Origin of the sequence: Streptomyces sp. B15, from assembly GCF_018070605.1 — a bacterium.
Taxonomy (GTDB): Bacteria; Actinomycetota; Actinomycetes; order Streptomycetales; family Streptomycetaceae; genus Streptomyces; species Streptomyces smyrnaeus.
The window spans coordinates 75,934-97,541 of record NZ_JAGPXJ010000006.1; the positions used below are offsets into that span (position 1 = coordinate 75,934).

The window sequence follows — 21,608 nt, forward strand, 5'->3', positions numbered from 1 at the left end:
CGCGGAAGTCCCCCGTGACCCGCACGTCCCGTACGGCTCTCGCGATCTCCACGCCTCACTGACGGACCAGACAGGGGAGACCACCGTCATGCCGACCCCGAGCCAGCCAGGAAGCGGCGCGACCGGAGACATACCGGACGACGCCGGCGCGCCCGACGCGCCGGTCACCGGAGCCGCCACCGGCACCAGTTCAAGCACGACAGACGGCGCGACCGCGACCGCGCCGAAGACAGCGAGCAGCACGGCGCAGGCCGCCGCCGACGCGGCGCCCGCCCGTACACCCGCCGAGCAGACGTCCGCCGAGCGCAGCGGCGCCGGGACCGCGGTCGGTAAGGGGGCCTCGGCGCTGCGCCGCCGCCCCTGGATCGCCGCGCTGTTCCTGCTGCCGGCCCTGGTCGTCCTGGGAGCGCTGGTCGTCTACCCGATCGCGTTCTCGGTCTTCCGCAGCTTCATGAACGCCGACGGCTCCAGCTTCGTGGGGCTGGACAACTTCACGGAGCTGTTCACCGACGACAGCACGCTGATCGCCTTCCGCAACAATCTCGTCTGGGTGATCGTCGCACCCGCGGTGTGTACGGCACTCGGCCTGATCTTCGCCGTACTGACCGAGAAGGTGCGCTGGGGAACAGCCTTCAAGCTGCTGGTCTTCATGCCGATGGCCATCTCCATGCTGGCCTCGGGCATCATCTTCCGGCTCGTCTACGAGCAGGACCCGGACCGGGGCGTGGCCAACGCGATGTGGACCACCGTCCACGACACGTTCGCCGAGACCTCGCCCTGGCCGGACGCGCGTCCGCGCACCGACGCGCCGCTGACCATCTCCAAGGGCGCCTACACCACCAAGGACACCGTCGACGCCGGCAGCCCGGCCCACCTTCCGCTGGTGGGCATTCCGCCCAAGGAGGCGGGCGACGCGGCAGTCGCCAAGAAGCCCGCCAAGGCCGAGGGCGGCCAGATCACCGGCGCGGTGTGGCTGGACTTCGTCAAGGGCGGGCGCAGCGAGCACGGCGTCATCGACCAGCAGGAAAAAGCGCTGGCCGGCATCAAGGTGGAGGCGGTCAAGGACGGCCGCAAGGTCGCCGAGGCCACCACGGGCGAGGACGGCACCTTCACCCTCCCGGCCGCCGCCGACGGCGCCAAGCTGCGGCTGCCCGCCTCCAACTTCGCGGCGCCCTACAACGGTATCGACTGGCTCGGCCCCACCCTGGTGACGCCGGCCATCATCGGGTCCTACGTGTGGATGTGGGCGGGCTTCGCGATGGTGCTGATCGCGGCGGGCCTGGCCGGTGTGCCGCGTGAGCTGCTGGAGCAGGCACGGGTCGACGGCTGCAACGAGTGGAAGGTCTTCCGCAAGGTCACGGTGCCGCTGCTGGCGCCGGTGCTCGGCGTCGTCACCGTCACCCTGATGATCAACGTCCTCAAGATCTTCGACCTCGTCTACGTCATCGCGCCCGGCGCCACCCAACGGGAGGCCAACGTCCTGGCGCTCCAGCTGTATCTGAAGTCCTTCGGTGGCAGCCCGGACCAGGGCGCGGGCAGCGCGATCGCAGTGGTCCTGCTGCTGCTCGTCGTGCCGGTCATGATCCTCAACATCCGCCGTCTGCGCAGGGAGTCCCGCCGATGACCACGCTGACCGCCCCTGGCGCGTCCTCTCAGCCGACGGCTCCGGCACCGGAAGCCGCCGCTCCCAAGACCTCGGCCGCCGCGCGGGTGGCCGCCTTCACCGGCCACTGGGCAGTGCGCTTCGCACTGGTCGTCATCGGTCTGTTCTGGCTGATGCCGACGGCCGGGCTGCTCAGTTCGTCACTGCGCGACCCGGCGGATGTCTCCATATCCGGCTGGTGGAACATCTTCGACCTGAACGGCAGCTTCCCCTGGATCCTGAACAAGGATCAGCTGACCACCTCGAACTACGACGCGCTGTTCGCCAACGACCAGGTGATGAGCTCGCTGTGGACCACCGTGCTGATCACCGTTCCGGCCACCGTGCTGGTGGTGGTGATCGGCGCGCTGGCCGGGTACGCCTTCGCCTGGATGGACTTCCCCGGCCGCGACTGGTGGTTCCTGGTCGTCGTGGGGCTGCTGGTGGTGCCGGTGCAGGTGGCGCTGGTACCGGTCGCCAAGCTCTTCAACACCCTGGGCATCTTCGAGACGACGGCCGGTGTCGTCCTCTTCCACACGGCCTTCGGCCTGCCGTTCGCCATCTTCCTGCTGCGCAACTTCTTCGCGGAGATCCCCCGCGAACTGCTGGAGGCGGCACGGCTGGACGGCGCCGGTGAGATCCGGCTGTTCACCCGGGTCGTGCTGCCGCTGGGCGGCCCGGCCATCGCCTCGCTGGGCATCTTCCAGTTCCTGTGGGTGTGGAACGACATGCTGGTCGCGCTGATCTTCGCCGACTCGACGAACCCGCCGATCACGGTGGCGCTCCAGCAGCAGATGCGGCAGTTCGGCAACAACATCGATGTGCTGGCGCCGGGCGCCTTCATCTCGATGCTGGTACCGCTGGCGGTCTTCTTCGCCTTCCAGAAGCAGTTCGTCTCCGGTGTGATGGCGGGCTCCGTCAAGTAGCCTCGCCGTCCACCCGCGGCCGCCCCCGCCCCCGTACCCCTTCCGGGACGGGGGCGGTCACATGTGAGAACACCAGCGTGCGCGTCCCCCAGAAGCGCACGGCGGTGCCCAGCACCATGCCGACGCCGACACCGGAGACGGTGTCGGCGAAGACGGAGGTGAGACCCAGCAGATGACGGGAGACGCCGAGGCAGCCCAGCTGCACCGCGCCACCCGCCGCGTTGACCAGCACGAAGACGGCGAATCTGCGCCAGCCGCCGGACACCTTGCGCTCACGCAGCCGGTAGGGACCCAGCGCGTTGCCCGCGTAGGCGACGGCCGCGCCGGCGAGGAACGAGAGTGCCTTCGCGTACATCGGTTCCATTGCGGCGGGGCCGCGGAGGTAGAGGAACGTGCCGAGGTCGGCGGCGAAGGCGAACACGCCGACGGCGGCGAACCCCGCGAATTCGGCGCCCAACGCGCGCGGCTTACTCATTGCGTACCCCGCATGGGGGGCTGCGCTTGCCAGCCCTGCGCCTCTGGCGCAGACCTCCCAAGCGCAAGAGGGTGACCATTCAGGGGCGCGGGGAACTGCGCCACCGGCCACGACGCGCCCGCAGTCCGCGGACAACGGACAGGGGCACCCCCTTTCCGGAGCATGCCCTACAGCCCCGCAACCGACAGGCCGTACAAAACGCCCCAGCACACCGCTGTGACGGCCAGCGGGCGGTCCCGCAGCAGAACGTCCTCCGGGGACCCCGCACTGCCGCGGTCCACAAAGACCCCGTACCGCAGGACCGCGCAGATCAGCGGCACCATCGACAGCTGCCGGCACAGGGAGACCCCCGCGCCCGCATCGGTCCCCAGGGCCCACAGGCAGTATGCGAGTACCGCCACCCCGGCCGCGAGCTGCCACACGAAGCGCAGATAGCCGACGGTGTACTCGCGCAGCAGCGCCCTGGTGCCGCCCTCGCCCTCCCCCATCAGCAGCGCTTCCGAGTAGCGCTTGCCCGCCACCATGAACAGCGCGCCGAATCCGGCGGTGATCAGGAACCAGCGGGAGAGCGGGATCCCCAGCGCCAGCCCGCCGGACATCGCCCGCATCACGAACCCGGTCGTCACCACGGCCAGATCGACCACCAGAACGCGCTTGAGCCGCAGGCAGTAGGCGATCTGCATGACCACATAGCCCGCCAGCAGGGCCGCGGTCGCCGTGTTGCACAGCAGCGCGGCGGCGCCCGTCGCGGCCACGGCGAGCACGGAGCCCAGGGCGTAGGCGAGCGGCACCGGGACGGTCCCGGCGGCGACCGGGCGGCGGCACTTGTCGGGGTGCGCCCGGTCGGCCTCCGCGTCGCGCGCGTCGTTGAGCAGATAGACAGCTGCCGCCGCCGCGGTGAACAGGACGAAGACGAGGGCCAGTTCCAGCACCGTGTGCACGGAGGCCAGCTCACCCGCGGCGGCGGGTGCCGCGACGACCAGCAGGTTCTTCACCCACTGCCGGGGCCGTACGGTCAGCAGCAGCCCGCCGGGGAGGGTGCCGGCGAACCCGGCGGGGCGGGTGGGCGCGGCGAGGGGGTGCGGTTCGGCGCCGCCGCCCTCTGCCGGACCGGCCAGTTCCTGCCCGGGCGAGCCGGTCAGTGTGGAGCGTTCAGCCATGCGGGCGCCCCCTCCCCCGCGGGCCGCGGGTGCCCAGCCGTACGGTCAGCGCGCCCAGCGCCGCGCCCGCCAGCACGTCGGAGGGGTAGTGGACGCCCGCGACCATCCGGGAGACGCACATCAGCGCGGCCAGCGCCGTCAGTGGGGTGCCGTGCCGCCGTCCGCCGAGCGACCCGTGCCGCAGCCCGCCCAGGGCCAGTGCGGCGGCGCTGGCGGAGGCGGCGTGCGAGCTGGGGAAGGAGTGCGCTCCCGCCGTCCGTACCAGCGGGGCGCGGCCGGCCGGTCCGGGGCGCGGGCGGCGCACGACCCGCTTGATCCCCATGCTGGCCAGGTGCGCGGCGCCCACGAGCGCGGTGCCCTTGAGCCAGCGCTCCCGCTGGGTACGGTCGGTGGCGGCGCCGGCGAGTCCGACCAGGAGCCAGACGGCGGCGTGCTCCCCGCTCCAGGACAGGGCGCGGGCCGTGCCGGCCACCCGGGCGTCGTCCGCGCAGTCGCCCAGGGCGCACAACAGCCGCCGTTCCCACTGCCCCCATCGTCGGGCCGTTCTCGCTGCCACGCTGAAGACTCTGCCGCGCCCCGCGCCGCCACCGGCCCAGCCGCGGTCCGACACTCGGCCTTTCACCCTTTCAGCGACACCAGCGGCACGGCCTCCCCTCCCTCGCATTTCCCGGCGCTTACCGTCACGTTCATGCCCGTTCAGCACATCCGGCGCGACGCGCCCGCGCCGCCCGACCGCACCGCCCGGCTGCTGACCGGCTGGGGCAGGACGGCTCCCACCGGCGCCCGGGTGCTGCGCCCGCGCACCCGGCAGGAGGCGGTGGAGGCCGTCCTGGCGTGCGGGGCCCGCGGCAGCATCGCGCGCGGGCTGGGCCGCGCCTACGGGGACGCGGCGCAGAACGCGGGCGGCACCGTGCTGGACACCACCGGCCTGGACCGGGTGCTGGCCATCGACGCGGCGGGCGGCGCGGTGACCTGCGAGGCGGGGGTCAGTCTGCACCGGCTGATGACGGTGCTGCTGCCGCTGGGCTGGTTCGTCCCCGTCACCCCGGGGACCCGCTATGTGACCGTCGGCGGGGCGATCGGTGCGGACATCCACGGCAAGAACCATCACGTCTGCGGCTCCTTCACCCGCCATGTGCGCTCCTTGGAGCTGCTGACCGCCGACGGGCAGGTGCGCGAGGTCACGCCGGGCAGCGAGCTGTTCGACGCCACAGCGGGCGGTATGGGCCTGACGGGGCTGGTGCTGAGCGCGACGGTGGCGCTGCTGCCGGTGGAGACGTCGCTGATGACGGTGGACACCGAGCGGCTGCCCGACCTGGACTCGCTGCTGGCCACGCTGACCGCCACCGACCACCGCTACCGCTACTCGGTGGCCTGGATCGATCTGCTGGCGCGCGGCACCGCGGCCGGGCGCGCCGTGCTCACCCGCGGCGATCACGCACCGCTGGAGGCGCTGGAGGGCCCGGGGCGACTGGCGCGCGCGGCGCGCCGGGACCCGCTGGCCTTCCGGCCCGGGCGGCTGCCGCCCGCACCCCGCGCCGTACCCAACGGGCTGCTGCGCGGCAGTACCGTCTCGGCCTTCAACAAGCTCTGGTACCACAAGGCGCCGCGCCGCCGGAGGGGTGAGCTGCAGCGCCTCGCCTCGTTCTTCCACCCGCTGGACGGGCTGCCGCACTGGAACCGGGTCTACGGCAGCGCGGGCTTCGTGCAGTGGCAGTGCGTGGTCGGGCACGAGCACGACGACGCGCTGCGCCGCATCGTGCGGCTCATCTCGCGCCGCTCGTGCCCCTCCTTCCTCGCCGTGCTCAAACGGTTCGGTACCGGGGACCCGGGCTGGCTCTCCTTCCCCACCGAGGGCTGGACGCTGGCGCTGGACGTCCCGGCCGGGCTGCCCGGCCTGGCGGACTTCCTCGACCTGCTGGACGAGGAGGTCGCCGTCGCCGGGGGACGGCTGTATCTGGCCAAGGACGCACGGATGCGGCCCGAACTGCTGCCCGCCATGTACCCGCGGCTGGACGACTTCCGCGCGCTGCGTGCCCGGCTGGACCCGCGCGGCCACTTCACCTCGGACCTGGCACGGCGGCTGTCGCTGTGAGCGGGACCCCAATGTGCAAGGAGCACCCATGAAGGACGCCTTCGGTTCCCCGCAGTCGCTGCTCGTGCTGGGCGGCACGTCCGAGATCGCGCTGGCGACCGTGCGCCGCCTCATGGCCCGCCGGGTCCGCACGGTCCGGCTCGCCGGGCGGCCGGGACCGGGGCTGGACTCGGCGGCGGCCGGGCTGCGGGAGGAGGCCGCCGCGCACGGCGCAGAGGTCGCCGTCCGTACGGTCCCGTTCGACGCGCTCGCTCCCGAGACCCACGAGGAGGTGCTGGAGAAGGTCTTCGCGGAGGGCGACATCGATCTCGTCCTGCTCGCCTTCGGTGTACTGGGCGACCAGCAGGGCGACGAGCAGGACCCGATGGCAGCGGTGCGCGTCACCCGTACGAACTACATCGGCGCCGTCTCTTCCGGGCTGGTGTGCGCCAAGGCGCTGCGCGCCCAGGGCCACGGCTCGCTGGTGGTGCTCTCCTCGGTCGCGGGCGAGCGGGCCCGCCGCGCCAACTTCATCTACGGGTCCAGCAAGGCGGGTCTGGACGCCTTCGCCCAGGGGCTCGGGGACGCGCTGCACGGCAGCGGGGTGCACGTGCTGGTCGTACGGCCCGGATTCGTGCACACCCGGATGACGGCGGGCCGGGCGCCGGCTCCGCTGGCCACCACGCCGAGCGCGGTGGCGGAGGCGATCGAGCACGGGGTCCGGCGGCGGGCGCGGACGGTGTGGGTGCCCTCCGCACTTGGACCCGTGATGAGTGTGCTGCGGCATCTGCCGCGCCCCCTCTTCCGGCGGCTGCCCGGTTGAGGGGCTGCCCCTTCCGAGGTATCCGGGATGCGGGTTGTTCGTGGCTGGTGGGGGCACTCCCCCAGCCTCCGGCCGGGGGCACCCCCGCCCGGACGGAGTCCGGGGGAGCAGTTCCCCGCGCCCCTTCGGGGAGCCGCGCCGGGATGTGGGCCCCCGCAACATATGGGATAAATCAGATTAATCGGCCCGTAAGGCGGAGCCGGCCGTCGACCCCGCGGATTGGCCATGCCTCGTTTCAGCGTGATCGTGCCCGTCCACCAGGTGCAGGCATATCTGCACGAGTGCCTCGACTCCGTGCTCGGGCAGTGCTTCGGCGACTTCGAGCTGATCGCCGTCGACGACCACTCCCCGGACTCCAGCGGCGAGATCCTGGACGCCTACGCCGCCGCCGACTCCCGGGTGACCGTCATCCATCTGGCGCAGAACGGCGGACTGGGTCCGGCCCGCAACACCGGCACCGCACGCGCCCGCGGCGACTATGTGCTCTACCTCGACAGCGACGACACCATGGCGCCCGGCACCCTGCGGGCGCTGGCCGAGCGGCTGTCGGCGACCAGCGACCCGGACGTGCTGGTGTTCGACTACGCCCCCGCCTACTGGGACGGCTCCCTCGGGCCGGCCGCCCACCCCCCTCTCCTGGGGCCCGACGCGGGGCCGGCCGTGTGCACCCTGGCCGAGCGGCCCGAACTGCTGCGACTGCCCGCCTTCCCCTGGTCAAAGGCCTACCGCCGCGACTTCCTGCTCCGCGAGAACCTGACCTTCCCGCCCGGTACCTACGAGGACACTCCCTGGAACTTCCCCGTCCTGCTCACCGCGCGCACCATCGCGACGCTGGGCAGGGTCTGCGTGCACTACCGGCAGCGGCGCGGCGGCAGCATCCTGACCACCACCGGACGCCGCCACTTCGACGTCTTCGACCAGTACGACCGGCTGTTCGCCTTCCTCGGAACGCGGCCCGAACTGGAGCGCTGGCGGCCCCATCTGCACCAGCGGATGACCGACCACTTCGCCACCATCCACAGCAGTCCCGGCAGACTGCCCCGCACGGCCCGCGCCGAGTTCCTGCGCCGCGCCCGCTCGCACTGCCGCCGCCACCGGCCCGCTCCCGGCACGGTCGGCCCGCCCGACACCACGGCCAGGCGGCTGCGGCGGCTGCTGGTGCGATACGGCGCGCACCGCACCTTCCGGCTGCTCTCGCACACCGGCCGGGCACGCCGCCTGCTGGGCGCCCGGCTGCGCACGGCGCGCTCCCGGCTGCGCACGGCGATATTCCGCTGCCACTACCTCCTCCAGCGCCGCCGCCCGCTCGATCCGAGGCTGGCCGTCTTCGACGCGTACGGGGGCCGGGGCTACTCCTGCAACCCGGCGGCGATCGAGGCGAAGGCCCGCGAGTTGGTCCCGGACATCCGCACGGCCTGGATATGCACCCCCGCCCACGCGCACACCCTCCCGCCCGGCGTAGGGCACATCCGGCCGGGATCGGCGGCGTACTGGTCGGCGCTCGCCCGCGCCCGGTTCCTCGTCAGCAATGTCGACCTCCCGCACGGCTACCGCAAACGGCCCGGCCAGATCCTTGTGCAGACCCACCGCGGCACTCCGCTCAAGCACATGGGCCTGGACCTGATGGCCTACCCGGCCGCAGCGGACGGCATGGGGGCTGCGGACGGCAAGGCCGGCGACGACACGGGCGGCGCAAGCGGCATGGGCAGCGCAGGCGGCACGGATTTCGCGCGGCTGCTGGAGCACACCGACCGCTGGGACTACAGCCTGTCCGCCAACCCGCACTCCACACTGGTGTGGGAGCGCGCCTACCCCTCGCCGTACACCACGCTGGAGTTCGGCCAACCACGCAACGACATCTTCCGGACCGCGACCGCCGCCGACGTGGCCCGTATCCGCGCCGAACTGGGCATCCCCGACCGGGTGACGGCCGTGCTGTACGCGCCCACCCACCGCGACTACCAGCGCGGTCGGCAGCCCTGGCCCGATCTGGCCCGGCTGGTGGCCGCGCTGGGCCCCTCCTACGTCCTCCTGTTCCGCTCGCACCCCCTCCACGCCGGCGAGGACCTGCCGTGCGAGCCGCCCGGAGGGCTGATCGATGTGACGGCCCACCCCTCGGTCGAGGAGCTGTGCCTGGCCTCGGACGTACTGGTCACCGACTACTCGTCCCTGATGTTCGACTACGCCAACCTCGACCGGCCGCTGGTGATCCACGCCCCCGACCAGGAGGCCTACCGGGCGGCGCGCGGCACCTACTTCGACATCACGGCCATGGCGCCGGGTCCCGTGGCGCGCCACGAGGACGAACTGATCGACCTCCTGGCGACCGGCGCCCACGCCACCGAGCACGCCCGCGCCCGGCGCGCCGCCTTCCGCCGCCGGTTCTGCCCCTGGGACGACGGGCACGCGGCCGAACGCGTGGTGCGGCACGTCTTCCTCGGCGCGGGCCCGCCCGCCGTGCGCGGCCGAGTCCTCTCGGCGTCGGCCCCTTCCCCCGGGGGCGCTACCGGCCGGAGAGCGGGGGACTTCGGCGGGGAGATGCCCCCGGTCGTACCGCTCGACGAGCGGCGGCCCGCCCCCACGCCGGGGGCGCCGGACGCTCCCGGTCCCGCCTCCCCCGCACAACTGACGCCTCTTGCCCCTCTCGCAGCGAAGGACTGGTGGTCATGCCCCGCTTCAGCGTCGTCGTACCGGTGTTCAAGGTCCAGGGCTACCTGCGCGAGTGTCTCGACTCGGTACTCGGCCAGTCCTTCACCGACCTCGAACTCATAGCCGTCGACGACCACTCGCCCGACCACAGCGGCGCGATACTCGACGAGTACGCGGCGCGCGATCCGCGGATGCGGGTGCTGCACCTGCCCGAGAACGGCGGACTGGGGCCGGCCCGCAACATCGGCGTCGAGCACGCGTGCGGCGACTATCTGCTCTTCCTCGACAGCGACGACAGCTATCTGCCGGGCGCGCTCGCCGCGATCGACCGCCAGCTGGCCTCCTGTGGCGGCCCGGACGTGCTGATCTTCGACCACCAGCGCTCCTACTGGGACGGACACACCGAGGCCAGCTCGTACGGCGAACAACTGGCGGCGGTCGGCACCCAGACCTTCACCGTGGCGGAGAACCCCGAACTGCTCACGCTCTTCCACGTCGCCTGGAACAAGGCCTACCGGCGCACGTTCTATCTGCGCGAGGGTTTCCGCTTCGAGCCCGGACTGTACGAGGACGCTCCGCTGTCGAACGAGGCACTGGTGTGCGCCGGGTCCATCGGCTGCCTGCCGCACGTCTGCGTCGACTACCGGCAGCGGCACCAGGGCGCCATCACCCGCTCCCCTGGGCGCCGGCACTTCGACATCTTCCCGCAGTACGCCTCCCTGTTCGCCTTCCTGGAGCGCCGGCCGGAGTTGGCGGCACACCGCCCGCTGCTGTTCGAACGGGCCGTCTCGCACCTGATCTTCTGCATACGGCACCGCGAACGGGTACGGCCCGCCGACCGGCGCGCCTTCTTCCGGGAGGCCGCCCGCCTCTACCGCACACACGTGCCGCGCGGTTTCACACCGCCGCGCCACCGGGCCCGCGACTGCCGGCTGCTCGCCCACAACGCCTACGCCCTGTTCGCCGCGCGAGAGTCGCTGCGCCGCACGGCCGGGCTCGCCCGACGCTGCGCCCGCGCGGCCCGCCCCCCGCTCGCCCGCGCCCACCACGGCCTCTACTACGCCCTCCAGCGGCTGCTGCCCCTCTATCCGGACGTGGCCGTCTACTCCGCGTACTGGAACCGCGGGCCGGCCTGCAATCCGCAGGCGATCGAGGCCAAGGCGCGCGAGTTGGCGCCGCACCTGCGCAGCGTGTGGGTCGTCCGCCAGGACGCCGTCCCCTCCCTGCCGCCCGGCACCGACCATGTGGTGCCCGGCTCGCGGCGCTACTGGCGGATGCTGGCGCGCGCCCGGTACTTCGTCAACAACGTCAACTTCCCCGACCATCTGGTGAAGCGGCCGGGCCAGGTGCATGTGATGACCCACCACGGCACCCCGCTCAAGACGATGGGCCTGGACCAGCAGCCGTACCCGGCCGCGGCCCAGATGGACTTCGGCAGGCTGCTGCGCCGGGCGGGCCGCTGGGATGTGAGCGTCACCTCCAACCCGCACTCGGCCGAGGTGTGGGACCGCGTCTTCCCCTGCGGCTACGAGGATCTGCCGGCGGGCTATCCGCGCAACGACCGCTACGCCTCCGCCACCGCCGAGGAGGTCGCCGCCGTCCGCGCCCGGCTGGGCATCCCGCGCGGCCGGATCGCCCTGCTGTACGCGCCCACGGCCCGCGACTACCGCAAGGGGTTCGTCCCCCACCTTGACCTGGAGCGGCTGAGCGCGGGGCTGGGCGAGGAGTACGTGTTGCTGGTGCGTACGCACTACTACTACGGGCGGGACAGCGTGCTGCGCGACCTGCACACCCGCGGACTGGTGCGGGACGTCTCCCGCCATCCGTCGGTCGAGGACCTGTGCCTGGCGGCGGACGCGCTGGTCACGGACTACTCGTCGCTGATGTTCGACTACGCCGACCTCGACCGGCCGCTGGTGATCCACGCCCCCGACTGGGAGAGCTACCGCGACACCCGCGGCGTCTACTTCGATCTGCTCTCCGGCCGCCCCGGCGAGACGCCCGGCCCCGTCACCCGCACCGAGGACGAGCTGACGGCGGTCTTCCGCAGCGGCACCTGGTGCGGCCCGGAGGCCCGCGCCCTGCGGCGCGCCTTCCGCGCCCGCTTCTGCCCCTGGGACGACGGCCACGCCGCCGAGCGCGTCGTCCGCCGCGTGCTGCTGGGGGAGCCCTCTTCGAGCCTGCCGCCGTTGCTTCCGCCGGAGGAGCGGCGCCGGGCGCCCACCCCGCAGGAGGCGGAGGCCGCCGTGGCGGCGTCCGAGCAGGCCCGCGACCTGGGCGTCGCCCCGGAGCCCTTCAGCTGACCGCGCCCGCACGGCGCGCGGTCAGCTGCTCGCCCAGCCGCGGGCCGTCAGTCCAGCATCGCCGCCATCAGGCGCCGCACGGCGGGGAAGCGGCCGACCGTCGGCGGGCGGGGAGTGCGCGCCGGGTCGGCGGCGATCTCCGCGCACAGCGCGGCCACATCGCCGCGCCAGGCCTGCTCCAGGGTCCGGCGACGGCGGGGATCGATCCGCTCCAGCACCCCGTCGCCGTAGGCGCCGATCAGCCGGGCCGCGCCCGTGCAGACCGCCTCCCGCTCCTGGGGCGGGAGCGCGCCGAAGTCCGCGCCGAACAGCTGGAAGAGTTCGACGTGGAAGTGGCGTTTGTGGAAGGCGTCCCGCAGCGGCCCGGGGGCCAGGAAACGGCAGGTGGCCTCGAAGAGCCGCCCCGCGCAGCCGAGCCGGGTCGCGGGGCCGGCGCGAAAGGTGATGTTGCTGGAGTCGGTGCGGCGGACGGCGAAGTAGTACGGCTCGTCGGCCAGTACGGAGATCCGGGCGGCGCGTACGCACGCCTCCAGCACGAACGGCTGGTCGCTGAAGGCGGGCATGGACTCGTCGTAGCGGATGCCGTGCTCCTCGATCAGGGAGCGGCGGAACAGCTTGGTGTTGGACAGCGCCCACGGCAGCCCGTCGCCGACCAGCCGGATGACCGGTGCCGTGCGGCTGAACACACCGGTGGGGACGGTGCGTTCGCCGATCGGCACCATCTTGCACAGCAGCACGTCCGAGCGGCAGTTGTCGGCCATGGTGACCATGCGCTCCAGGGCCACGGGCGCCAGATGGTCGTCGGCACCGAGGAAGAAGACGTAGCGCCCGGCGGCCAGCTCCAGGCCCCGGTTGCAGGGGGCGGCCGGGCCGCCCGAGTTGGGCTGCCGCACGGTGGTGAACAGACCGGGGTGCAGGGCGGTGAAGCGTTCGATCTCCTCGGTACTGCCGTCGGTCGAGCCGTCGTCGACGACGATCACCTGGGTCCGCCGCCGTCCGAGCGTCTGCTCGACGAGGGAGGACAGGCAGCGGGTGAGGTACGGCATCGTGTTGTGGACGGGGACGACGACACTGACGTCCGGGCGGTCCGGGCCGGGCCCGGGCCCGGTGGTCATGCGCGCACCACCCCTCGCCCGGCACCGTCCCCGATGACCACCCGGCGCACGCCCGCCCACAGCGCCGGGTCGGTGACGCGGCGGCCGTCGACCAGCACCCGGACGCCCGGCAGCTGGTCGGCGGACAGCTCCCGGTAGGCCGGGTGGTCGGTCTGGACGACGGCGGCGGTCACCCGCTGGCCGGTGTGCGGGCGCAGCCCCATGTCGGCCAGCTCGTGCGGCTCGTACAGCGGGTCGGAGACGTAGGGGCGCGCTCCCCGCGCCAGCAGCGCCGTCACCGTGGGGAAGACGCCGGAGAACGCGGTCTCCTTCACCCCGCCCCGGTAGGCGGCGCCCAGCACCAGCACCTCGGCCCCGCTCAGATCGCCGTAGGCGTCGGCGAGCAGGTCGACGGCGTGCTCGGGCATGGCCTCGTTGGTCTCGCGCCCGGCGCGTACGACGGCCGCCGCCGGGTCGTTCCACAGATACATACGCGGGTAGACGGGGATGCAGTGGCCGCCCACGGCGATGCCGGGGCGGTGGATGTGGCTGTAGGGCTGGGTGTTGCAGGCGTCGATGACGGCCTCGATGTCCACACCGGACCGGTCGGCGAACCGGGCGAACTGGTTGGCCAGCGCGATGTTGACGTCCCGGTAGGTCGTCTCGGCCAGCTTCGCCAGCTCGGCGGCCTCCGCCGAACCCAGGTCCCACACCCCGTTGGGCCGGGGCAGCTCCTCGCGGACGTCGAAGTCCAGGACGGACTCGTAGAAACGCACACCGTCCTTGGCCGAGTGCGGGCCGATGCCGCCGACCAGCTTGGGGTAGCGGCGCAGATCGGCGAAGACCCGCCCGGTCAAGACCCGTTCGGGTGAGAAGACCAGCGAGAAGTCCCGCTCCGGCAGCAGCCCCGAGCCCTCGCCGAGCATCGGCGCGAAACGGTCGCGGGTGGTGCCGACCGGCAGCGTCGTCTCATAGCTGACCAGGGCGCCGGGGCGCAGCCCGGCGGCGACGGCACGGGTCGCGGCGTCCATCGCACGGAAGTCGGGCGTGCCCCGCTCGTCGACGAACAGCGGTACGACCACGACCACGGCCTCCGCGTCGGCGACGGCCTCCGTGGTGTCCGTCGTCGCCGACAGCCGCCCCGCCTCGACCGCTTCGGCCAGCCGTTCGTCCAGTCCCGCCTCACCGGGGAACGGCACCACCTTGTCGTTGACGCTCGCCACCACCCGCGCGTCGGTGTCCGCGCCCGTCACGCGATGTCCCTTGGCCGCGAACTGGACGGCCAGCGGCAGTCCGATCTTCCCGAGCGCCACCACACAGATCCGCATTCCGGTCTCCTTCTGGCTGTTCCTGATGGTCCCGCCGCTCCTGGGCCGCCGACTGGAGCAGCTGGGTGTAGATCCGGTCGAGGGTGCGGGCCTGTGCCTCCCAGGTCCACCGCTCCAGCAGCCCGGGGCGCTCGTAGGCCGCGCGGTAGCGCTCCGGGTCGTCGAGCACCGCCCGCACGGCGCGTACGTAGTCGGCGGTGTCCTCGGCGCGGAAGACCTCGCCCTGCCCGGTCTCCAAGGTGGTGGCCGCCATCGTCTTGACGTCACTGACCACCAGCGGCAGCCGGGCGTGCGCGTACTCGAAGAACTTGGTGATCAGCGCGATCTCGTGGTTCGTCCAGTGGTGCAGCGGAATCGCGCCTACGTCCGCCTCGGCGAGGAAGGGAACCACCTGCCAGTAGGGCACGTACGGCAGCACATGCAGCCGCTCGGCCACCCCCAGCGCCGCCGCCCGCGCCCGCAGCTCACGCGGATACCCGGCGGCGGGCTTGGGGACGACCAGCGCCGTGTGCACCCCGGGCAGCGCGGGCAGCGCCTCCACCATCGTGTCCAGACCGCGTTGCGGCGCGGCGGCACCGCTGTAGACGACCAGCGGTGTGTCGGTGTCGATGCCGCACAGGGCGCGCAGACTCGGCACGGCGCTGTCGGCGGCGCTCTCTCCCGCTTCGCGACGCGCCTCGCACGAGCTGCGGCGGGTGGTGTGCTGCTCCGGGGCGTTGAGGACGACGGTGGGCTCCTCGGCCAGCCGGTGGGAGCTGCGCAGCAGCGCCGCGAGGGTGCCCGACACCGTGACGGCGGCGTCCGCGCAGGGCACGTACTCGCGCTCGTGCGCCAGATGGGCCGGCAGCCACCGCGCATCGTTCTGCCAGGGCCGGACGCCGGGCAGGTACTCGTGCGCGTCCCACACCAGCTTCACCGGCCGCCCCTCGGCCGCCGCACGGACCTTGGCGCGGGCGCCCACGCCCAGCATCCGGAAGTCGTGGGCGTGGATGATGTCCGGCCGCAGCTCGTCCACCACCCGGCCGTAGGCCAGCTCGAAGTCGTAGAGGCTCGGCCACAGCCGGCGCCAGCAGCGCTCCTTGAGGGTGCGCTGCCACCAGGCCACCGCCGCGCGGTCCAGCAGTGTGCCGGTGCCGCGCAGCGCGGTCCTGCGGTCGAGCTGGCGGGTACGGAAGCCGACCCAGCGCTGGACGAGCCGGGCCGCGGCGCGCGGCAGCGCGAGCCGGGCGGCGGCGTACGGCCGGACGAGCCGGGCGGCGGCACGGGGGAGCGCCACGGGGGACGGGCGGCGGCTGCGGGCGAGGGCTCCGGTGGCGGCGGCTCCGGCGGTGAGCGCGGCGCGCCGGGTGCGCAGTTCGTCGCGCCACGCCTTGACCCGCTGCACCCGGTAGGGCGCGGTGCCCGGCCGGTAGGCCAGCGGCCGGGTCAGCAACGGGCGGCGCGCCGTGCGGGGCGGGTGCGCCAGCGGGGTGGGTACCGGCAGCAGCCGTACGTGGGCCGGACCGAGGCGCCAGGAGGCGGGCCGCCCGTCGGGGGACCGGCCCAGCAGCGTCACCTCCCACCCGGCCTCGGCGGCCGAGCGGGCGGTCTTCTGCACCCGGGAGTCACCGACCACCCCGTTGCACACCAGCATCACGATCCGGCCCCGCCGCCCGGTGGACCGCTCCGGTGCCGGGGTGTCGCTCGTCCCGGGGCCGCTGTCGAACTCCACGGCTTCCCCTCTCTGTTGTCGGCTGCCGGCCGCTGCGGCCTCAGCGCAGGAAGCCGTCCAGTACATCGGCCGTATAGGTGCCGTCGTGGTAGGTACGCACGTACTCGGCGGACTCCTGCGCCGTCCGCATCGCCAGATCCCGGTCGTCGAGCAGGGATTCGACCGCGCCGCGCAGCGTGGCCGGGGTGGCGTTGACGATGGGCGGCCGGATACCGACCGACCGGTGCAGCCGCTCGTCCAGGAAGGCGATGACCGGCCTGCCCGCGGCCATCCCCTCGCAGGCGAACGTGCCATAGGTGCCCACCGCGAACTGGTCGACGACGATGTCCGCCTCCTTGACCAGCTCCTGCACCTCCACCCAGGGCACCCCGGTCACCATCCGGAACTCGATCAGGCCCCGCCGGTCCATCTCCTCCAGCACCGGCACCACCTGCTCGGTGCCCTTGGTCCAGCGTTTGGAGGGCGCGTGCACCACCACGGGGCGTGCCCGCTCCATGGCGGGGCGCTCGCTCGTCCAGCCGTCGACGTCGACCACCAGCGGGGCCCAGCGCGCGCCGGGCAGCTCCTCCAGCAGATCGGGGGTGGTCACGAACTGCGGCAGCCCGCTCTGCGCCGCCATCCGCCGGTTGCGGGCACTCTTCTTCGCCAGCGCCCGCAGGATCGCCTCGTCCGCCGCGTGGAAGAGCGAGTTCTCGTAGCGGCTCATATGCCGTTGCGGGTCGCGGACGTCGCTGCCGTGCGCCAGCAGCGCCACCTTGATCCCGGCCGCTGACAGGGAGGGCAGGTCGTCCTGGATGTGGCCGCCGTTGAGTCTGCCCAGCGCCGGGGTGAAGGAGTCGGCCAGGTAGTGCGTGTAGGAGCCCAGGACGCGGCGCGCCCGGTCGAGCTGGAAGCCCAGGTCACCGGTGCGCTCGCCGATCGCGTAGATGTCGGCGGGGTAGATGACGCTCTGGTCGTGGGTGTGCATCACCACCTCGGCCGACAGGTCCTGGCGCCGCTCGCACAGCGCCCGCGCGAACCCGGCCAGCTGGCCGGCCGAGTTGGCGCAGCCCATGCCGAGCCGCACCGGGGTGCTGTCCAGCGACCGCCAACCGGCGGGGACACCACCGGGGGTGGCCGGCTCCGGCGCCGCCGCCCGCCCCGGGGCGCCCAGACCGGGCTGCTCGGAGGCCGACCACGGCACGCTGCGGGGCGCGAGCCGGGCGGCGGCCGCCTGGCCCGCGAGCCGCTCGTAGAGGTCCAGCAGCCCGGCGGACTGCTGCTCCCAGGACAGTTCCCGCAGCAGCGGCTCGGTGATCCGCGCGGCCAGGGTGCTCCGCTGGGCGAGTCCGCGCTGCACGGCCGCGACGAAGGAGGGCACGTCCTCGGTGACGTACACCTCGCCGACGCCGGTGCGTTCGACGAAGCTGCGCAGCGTCCGCACCCCGCTGGTGATCACCGGCAGTCCGGCGTGCAGATACTCGGCCGCCTTGGTGGGCAGCGAGATCTCGCAGTTGGGCACGTGCCGGAAGCAGATCACACCGAGGTCGGCCGAGGAGAGGTAGTCGGGCACCTGCTCCTGCGGCACATACGGCACCACATGCACCCGCTGCCGGACGCCGAGCTCGTCGGCGCGAGCCAGCAGCCCCTGGAGGGTCGCGTTCTGTTTGCCCGCGACCAGCGCCAGATGCGCGTGCGGCAGCTGGGCCAGGCCCTCCACAGCGGTGTCCAGGCCGCGCTCGGGGCCGATCCACCCGGCGTAGACGAGCAGCGGCACATCCGGGCCCAGCCCGCAGGCGTCCCGCACCGAGACGCGCTCCCCGGCGCAGGCGCTGACGGTCTCGCGTACCGGTGCGTTGGCGACGACCAGCGGCTCGGCGGGCAGCGCGTAGGCCTCCCGCAGAATGCCCGCCAGCTCCCCGGAGACGGTGACCACGGCGTCCGCCCTGCGGATGAACTCCTCCTCCACTCCGGGGAAGGCGCCGGCCCGCACCGCGTCCGGCCACTCCACACCGCGGACGTACTCGTGCGCGTCGTACAGCCAGCGGGTGGGCACCCCGCGGGCGCGCAGCCGGGCGGCGCTGCGCGCGCCCACGGCGATCATCAGATGGTCGTTGGCGTGGATGACGTCCGGCTCGATCTCCTCGATGACCGGGCCGAACGCCAGGTCGATGTCGAGGAGTTCGGGCCAGTCGACGCGCCAGTCACCGGTCGGTTTCGGCGGCCCGGCGGCCCGGCGGCGCTCCCACTGGTAGGCGCGCCCGCGGCCCTTGTGCGCGTACCGGCGAGCCCGCACCCACCCCTTGAGGGCCTCCCGGGCCAGTTGCCGGGCGAGCGCGGACGGCAGCGCCTCCGGTGTGCGCAGTCCCTGCGGCGCGGGCCGTCCGCCCGAGGGCGCGCCGAGCCAGCCCACGCGCGCCGTCTGCTCGCGCACCCACGCGGCGTGCGCGGCGCGCGCCCGTACCCAGGCGGAGTCGTCGGGCAGTCCGAACTGGGTGAGGCGGCTGCGCAGCTGGGGGCGGCGGCACTCGGCCGCCACCACGGCCCGCATGTGCGCCGAGACCGGCACCTTGATGACGCGGACGGGACCGAGCACCGACTCCTCGCGCCGCTTGGAGGGACTGCGGCCGATCAGCGTCACGTCCCAGCCCGCCCTGGCCGCGGCGATCGCGGTCTTCTGCACCCGGGAGTCGCCCGTGATGGTGTTGCCGACGACGACCGCCAGCCGCGGCCGCCCCCGGGGGCGCTCGTCCCCGGTACGCGCCGCGCTCTCGCCCATCCGCCCCTCGGCCGCGTCGGGCGCTTCCGGGGCCTTGCTGCCGCGCGCCGTCCGGCGCCGGATGATGCGGTGCGTCTGCTTCATGCTGTGTGCTCCGCGGCGGTGGGGGCGGTGCGCTCGGTGCGGGTGGGGGTCACCTCGACGGGCTCGCGGGGGACCTCGACGGCCTCGGCGGCTGCCACACGGTCGACAGGCTCCATGCGCTCAGCGGGCGCCAGTGGCTCGACGGGCGCCATGCGCTCGACCGGTTCCAGGGGCTCGACCAGCGGGGCCGCGTCCCGTGCGCCGTCCATCAGCGGGGCCGCCTCGTCCGCCGACTCCAGCACGGCGGCCGACACCTGCACCGTCCGCAGCCCCTCGCGGGCCGTGACGATGCCGCTCCCCTGCCCCGTACCGTTGCGTACCGCGTCGCGGAACCGCTCGTGCTCGACGAGCAACGGCTCGCGCTTGGCGAAGGCGTACCGCACGGTGTCCCCCTCGGCCACACCGCGGAAGGCCCGCAGCGCCTCCCACTCGGTGGCCACGGCGCCGTTGGCGTGGAAGGTCAGATCGGCGGTGAGGGTGTCGGCGACGAAGCAGCCCCGCTCCCCGGTGACGGCGGTGAAGCGCTCCTTGAGCGGGCTGAGCCAGTTCACCAGGTGGCTGACCATCGTCCCGTCGGTCAGTGAGCCGACGACCGCGACCATGTCCTCGTGCTCCCGGCCGCTCTTGGAGACGGTACGTGCCGCCAGCGAGGCGTAGGCCTGCCCGGTGATCCAGCTCGTCAGGTCGATGTCGTGGGTGGCCAGATCCTTGACCACTCCCACGTCGGCGATGCGGTGCGGGAAGGGGCCCTGCCGGCGGGTGACGACCTGGAAGACCTCCCCCAGCTCCCCGGCCTCCAGCCGCGCCCGCAGCTGCTGGAGTGCCGGATTGAACCGCTCCACATGACCGACCCCCGCCACCAGCCCGCGCTCCTCGAAGGCGTCCACCAGCCGCCGCGCAGCCTGCGGCGTGTGCGCCAGCGGCTTCTCGATGAGCGCGCACACATCGTGCGCGGCGAGCTGGAGACCGACCGCCTCGTGCAGCGCCGTCGGGCAGGCGACCACCGCGTAGTCCACGCCCAGCGCCAGCAGGTCGGCCACCTCGGACAGCACCGGCACGCCGCACACGGCCGGGACGCTGCCGTGCGGATCACCCGCCGGGTCGACGGCGCCGACGAACTCCACGCCCTCCAACGAGGAGAGGATCCGCGCGTGGTTGCGGCCCATCGCGCCCAGCCCGACCAGCCCGGCACGCAGCCGCGTCCCCTCGGGCCGGTGCCCGACGGACTGCTCGGCCGGTACGGGCGCCACGGTGCCGGTCCCGGGACCGTACGCCACCGGGGGCACGGCGGTCTTGGGGGCGTTGGCCGTGGGCGCCACGGGGGCCTTCGTCGCCGCCGTCGCTCTTATCGCCGTCATCGGATCACTCCCGCCGTGCTCGCCGCGCTGTTGGCGGCCGCAACGATCTGGTCCAGGTCGCCCGGGGTGAGCGAGGGGTGTACGGGAAGGGAGAGCACCTCGGCGGCGGCCTGGTCGGTGACCGGGAGATCGGCGCCCAGGTGCGCGTACGGTTTCAACCGGTGGATGGGTGTCGGGTAGTAGACGGCGCACCCCACACCGGCGGCCTGCAACTCGCGCTGCACCGCGTCCCGAACGGCGGCTCCGCCGGGCACCCGGACCGTGTACTGGTGGTAGACGTGCCGGGCGCCGTCGGCCACCAGCGGGGTGACCAGTCCCCCGGTCAGCCCCGCGTCGAGCGCCTTGGCGTTGGTGCGGCGCTGTTCGGTCCACTCCGGCAGCCGCTCCAGCTGCACCCGGCCGATGGCCGCCGCCACGTCGGTCATCCGCATGTTGGCGCCGACGATCTCGTTCTCGTACCGCTGCTCCATGCCCTGGTTGCGCAGCAGCCGCAGGGTGCGGGCCCGCTCCGCGTCGGGGACGACGACCAGCCCGCCCTCCAGGGTGTGCATGTTCTTGGTGGGGTAGAAGCTGAAGCACGCCGCGTCGCCGAAGGCACCCACCGGGCGGCCGTGCAGCGCGGCCGCGTGCGCCTGGCAGGCGTCCTCGACGACGGCCAGCCCGTGCCGCTGCGCGAGCTGGGTCAGCCGGCCCATCGGCGCCGGATGGCCGTACAGATGCACCGGCATCAGCGCGGCCGTCCGCGGACCGACGGCCTCGGCGGCGGCGTCCGGGTCGAGGCAGAAGGTGTCCGGGTCGATCTCCGCGAAGACGGGATCGGCCCCGGCCAGCCGCACCGCGTTGGCCGTCGCGGCGAACGAGAAGGAGGGGACCACCACCTCGTCGCCCGGCCCGATGCCGAGCGCGAGCAGCGCCAGGTGCAGCGCGGAGGTGCCCGAGTTCACGGCGACGCACGGGCGGCCCTCGACCAGCGCCGCGAACTCCTCCTCGAACGCCGCCACTTCTGGGCCCTGCACCACGCGGCCGTCGCGCAGCACCCGCACGGCGGCGGCCACCTCGTCGTCCCCGATCACGGGTTTGGCGGCCGGTACGGTCGACCTGGCGAGCGTGGGCTCGGCAGCCGGAATGATGTCTTTTCGCAGCCCTTGCATGGCGGATGTGCCCTCCGGTACCCCCGGCAGATTCATCCCTATGTGGACCCTGATTCGACCGCTCTCTTGCAT

At 73.4% G+C, this 21,608-nt stretch carries 15 protein-coding genes; 6 read left to right on the forward strand and 9 right to left on the reverse strand.

Annotated elements, in window-relative coordinates; translation table 11 throughout:
* Nucleotides 1–88 precede the first annotated feature (88 nt).
* Nucleotides 89–1,624 carry a carbohydrate ABC transporter permease gene (locus tag KBY19_RS05025; RefSeq protein ID WP_245226405.1) on the forward strand — a complete coding sequence of 512 codons (1,536 nt, stop codon included), beginning with the start codon at nt 89–91 and terminating at the stop codon, nt 1,622–1,624.
* Entirely contained in the window at nt 1,621–2,568 is a 948-nt protein-coding gene (locus KBY19_RS05030; RefSeq protein ID WP_099881479.1) for a carbohydrate ABC transporter permease, read from the forward strand. The genes KBY19_RS05025 and KBY19_RS05030 overlap by 4 nt, the downstream gene beginning before the upstream one ends.
* Here the strand turns inward: KBY19_RS05030 and KBY19_RS05035 are convergent.
* The 3 genes from KBY19_RS05035 to KBY19_RS05045 form a co-directional block, all read right to left on the reverse strand.
* A complete protein-coding gene (locus tag KBY19_RS05035; RefSeq protein ID WP_185016988.1) occupies nt 2,561–3,043 on the reverse strand; it encodes a GtrA family protein in 483 nt (160 codons plus the stop codon). The genes KBY19_RS05030 and KBY19_RS05035 overlap by 8 nt on opposite strands.
* Before the next feature lie 167 nt (nt 3,044–3,210).
* The gene (locus KBY19_RS05040; protein ID WP_210965235.1) at nt 3,211–4,203 is read right to left on the reverse strand and encodes a decaprenyl-phosphate phosphoribosyltransferase; all 993 of its coding nucleotides are present in this window, start codon (nt 4,201–4,203) and stop codon (nt 3,211–3,213) included.
* Nucleotides 4,196–4,759, reverse strand: a complete 564-nt coding sequence (locus tag KBY19_RS05045; RefSeq protein WP_307842677.1) for a phosphatase PAP2 family protein — start codon at nt 4,757–4,759, stop codon at nt 4,196–4,198. The genes KBY19_RS05040 and KBY19_RS05045 overlap by 8 nt, the downstream gene beginning before the upstream one ends.
* Nucleotides 4,760–4,891: 132 nt before the next feature.
* Between KBY19_RS05045 and KBY19_RS05050 the strand changes: the two genes are divergently transcribed.
* The 4 genes from KBY19_RS05050 (at nt 4,892) to KBY19_RS05065 (ending at nt 12,052) form a co-directional block, all read left to right on the forward strand.
* Entirely contained in the window at nt 4,892–6,298 is a 1,407-nt protein-coding gene (locus tag KBY19_RS05050) for an FAD-binding oxidoreductase (protein ID WP_210957194.1), read from the forward strand.
* Between the two features lie 28 nt (nt 6,299–6,326).
* Entirely contained in the window at nt 6,327–7,100 is a 774-nt protein-coding gene (locus KBY19_RS05055; protein WP_099881490.1) for a decaprenylphospho-beta-D-erythro-pentofuranosid-2-ulose 2-reductase, read from the forward strand.
* A 225-nt stretch (nt 7,101–7,325) separates the two neighbouring features.
* Nucleotides 7,326–9,872 (forward strand): CDP-glycerol:glycerophosphate glycerophosphotransferase, encoded by a 2,547-nt coding sequence (locus KBY19_RS05060; RefSeq protein WP_210965236.1) that lies wholly within the window; start codon nt 7,326–7,328, stop codon nt 9,870–9,872.
* Complete coding sequence (locus tag KBY19_RS05065) at nt 9,767–12,052, forward strand: bifunctional glycosyltransferase/CDP-glycerol:glycerophosphate glycerophosphotransferase (RefSeq protein ID WP_210965237.1); 2,286 nt, start codon at nt 9,767–9,769, stop codon at nt 12,050–12,052. The genes KBY19_RS05060 and KBY19_RS05065 overlap by 106 nt, the downstream gene beginning before the upstream one ends.
* A 47-nt stretch (nt 12,053–12,099) precedes the next feature.
* Here KBY19_RS05065 and KBY19_RS05070 read toward each other — a convergent pair whose 3' ends face one another.
* The 6 genes from KBY19_RS05070 to KBY19_RS05095 all read right to left on the reverse strand — a co-directional run bounded on the left by KBY19_RS05070 (nt 12,100) and on the right by KBY19_RS05095 (nt 21,536).
* Nucleotides 12,100–13,167: a glycosyltransferase gene (locus KBY19_RS05070; RefSeq protein ID WP_210965238.1), complete on the reverse strand. Its 1,068-nt coding sequence runs from the start codon at nt 13,165–13,167 to the stop codon at nt 12,100–12,102.
* Nucleotides 13,164–14,444 (reverse strand): nucleotide sugar dehydrogenase, encoded by a 1,281-nt coding sequence (locus KBY19_RS05075; RefSeq protein ID WP_307843439.1) that lies wholly within the window; start codon nt 14,442–14,444, stop codon nt 13,164–13,166. Before KBY19_RS05075 ends, KBY19_RS05070 begins: the two co-directional genes overlap by 4 nt.
* Nucleotides 14,329–16,107: a glycosyltransferase family 4 protein gene (locus KBY19_RS05080; protein WP_247690617.1), complete on the reverse strand. Its 1,779-nt coding sequence runs from the start codon at nt 16,105–16,107 to the stop codon at nt 14,329–14,331. Before KBY19_RS05080 ends, KBY19_RS05075 begins: the two co-directional genes overlap by 116 nt.
* 118 nt (nt 16,108–16,225) lie before the next feature.
* The gene (locus tag KBY19_RS05085; RefSeq protein ID WP_185017005.1) at nt 16,226–19,027 is read right to left on the reverse strand and encodes a glycosyltransferase; all 2,802 of its coding nucleotides are present in this window, start codon (nt 19,025–19,027) and stop codon (nt 16,226–16,228) included.
* Nucleotides 19,024–20,385 (reverse strand): Gfo/Idh/MocA family protein, encoded by a 1,362-nt coding sequence (locus KBY19_RS05090; RefSeq protein ID WP_185017007.1) that lies wholly within the window; start codon nt 20,383–20,385, stop codon nt 19,024–19,026. The genes KBY19_RS05085 and KBY19_RS05090 overlap by 4 nt, the downstream gene beginning before the upstream one ends.
* Nucleotides 20,382–21,536, reverse strand: a complete 1,155-nt coding sequence (locus KBY19_RS05095) for a DegT/DnrJ/EryC1/StrS aminotransferase family protein (protein WP_099881515.1) — start codon at nt 21,534–21,536, stop codon at nt 20,382–20,384. The genes KBY19_RS05090 and KBY19_RS05095 overlap by 4 nt, the downstream gene beginning before the upstream one ends.
* Nucleotides 21,537–21,608: the final 72 nt, after the last annotated feature.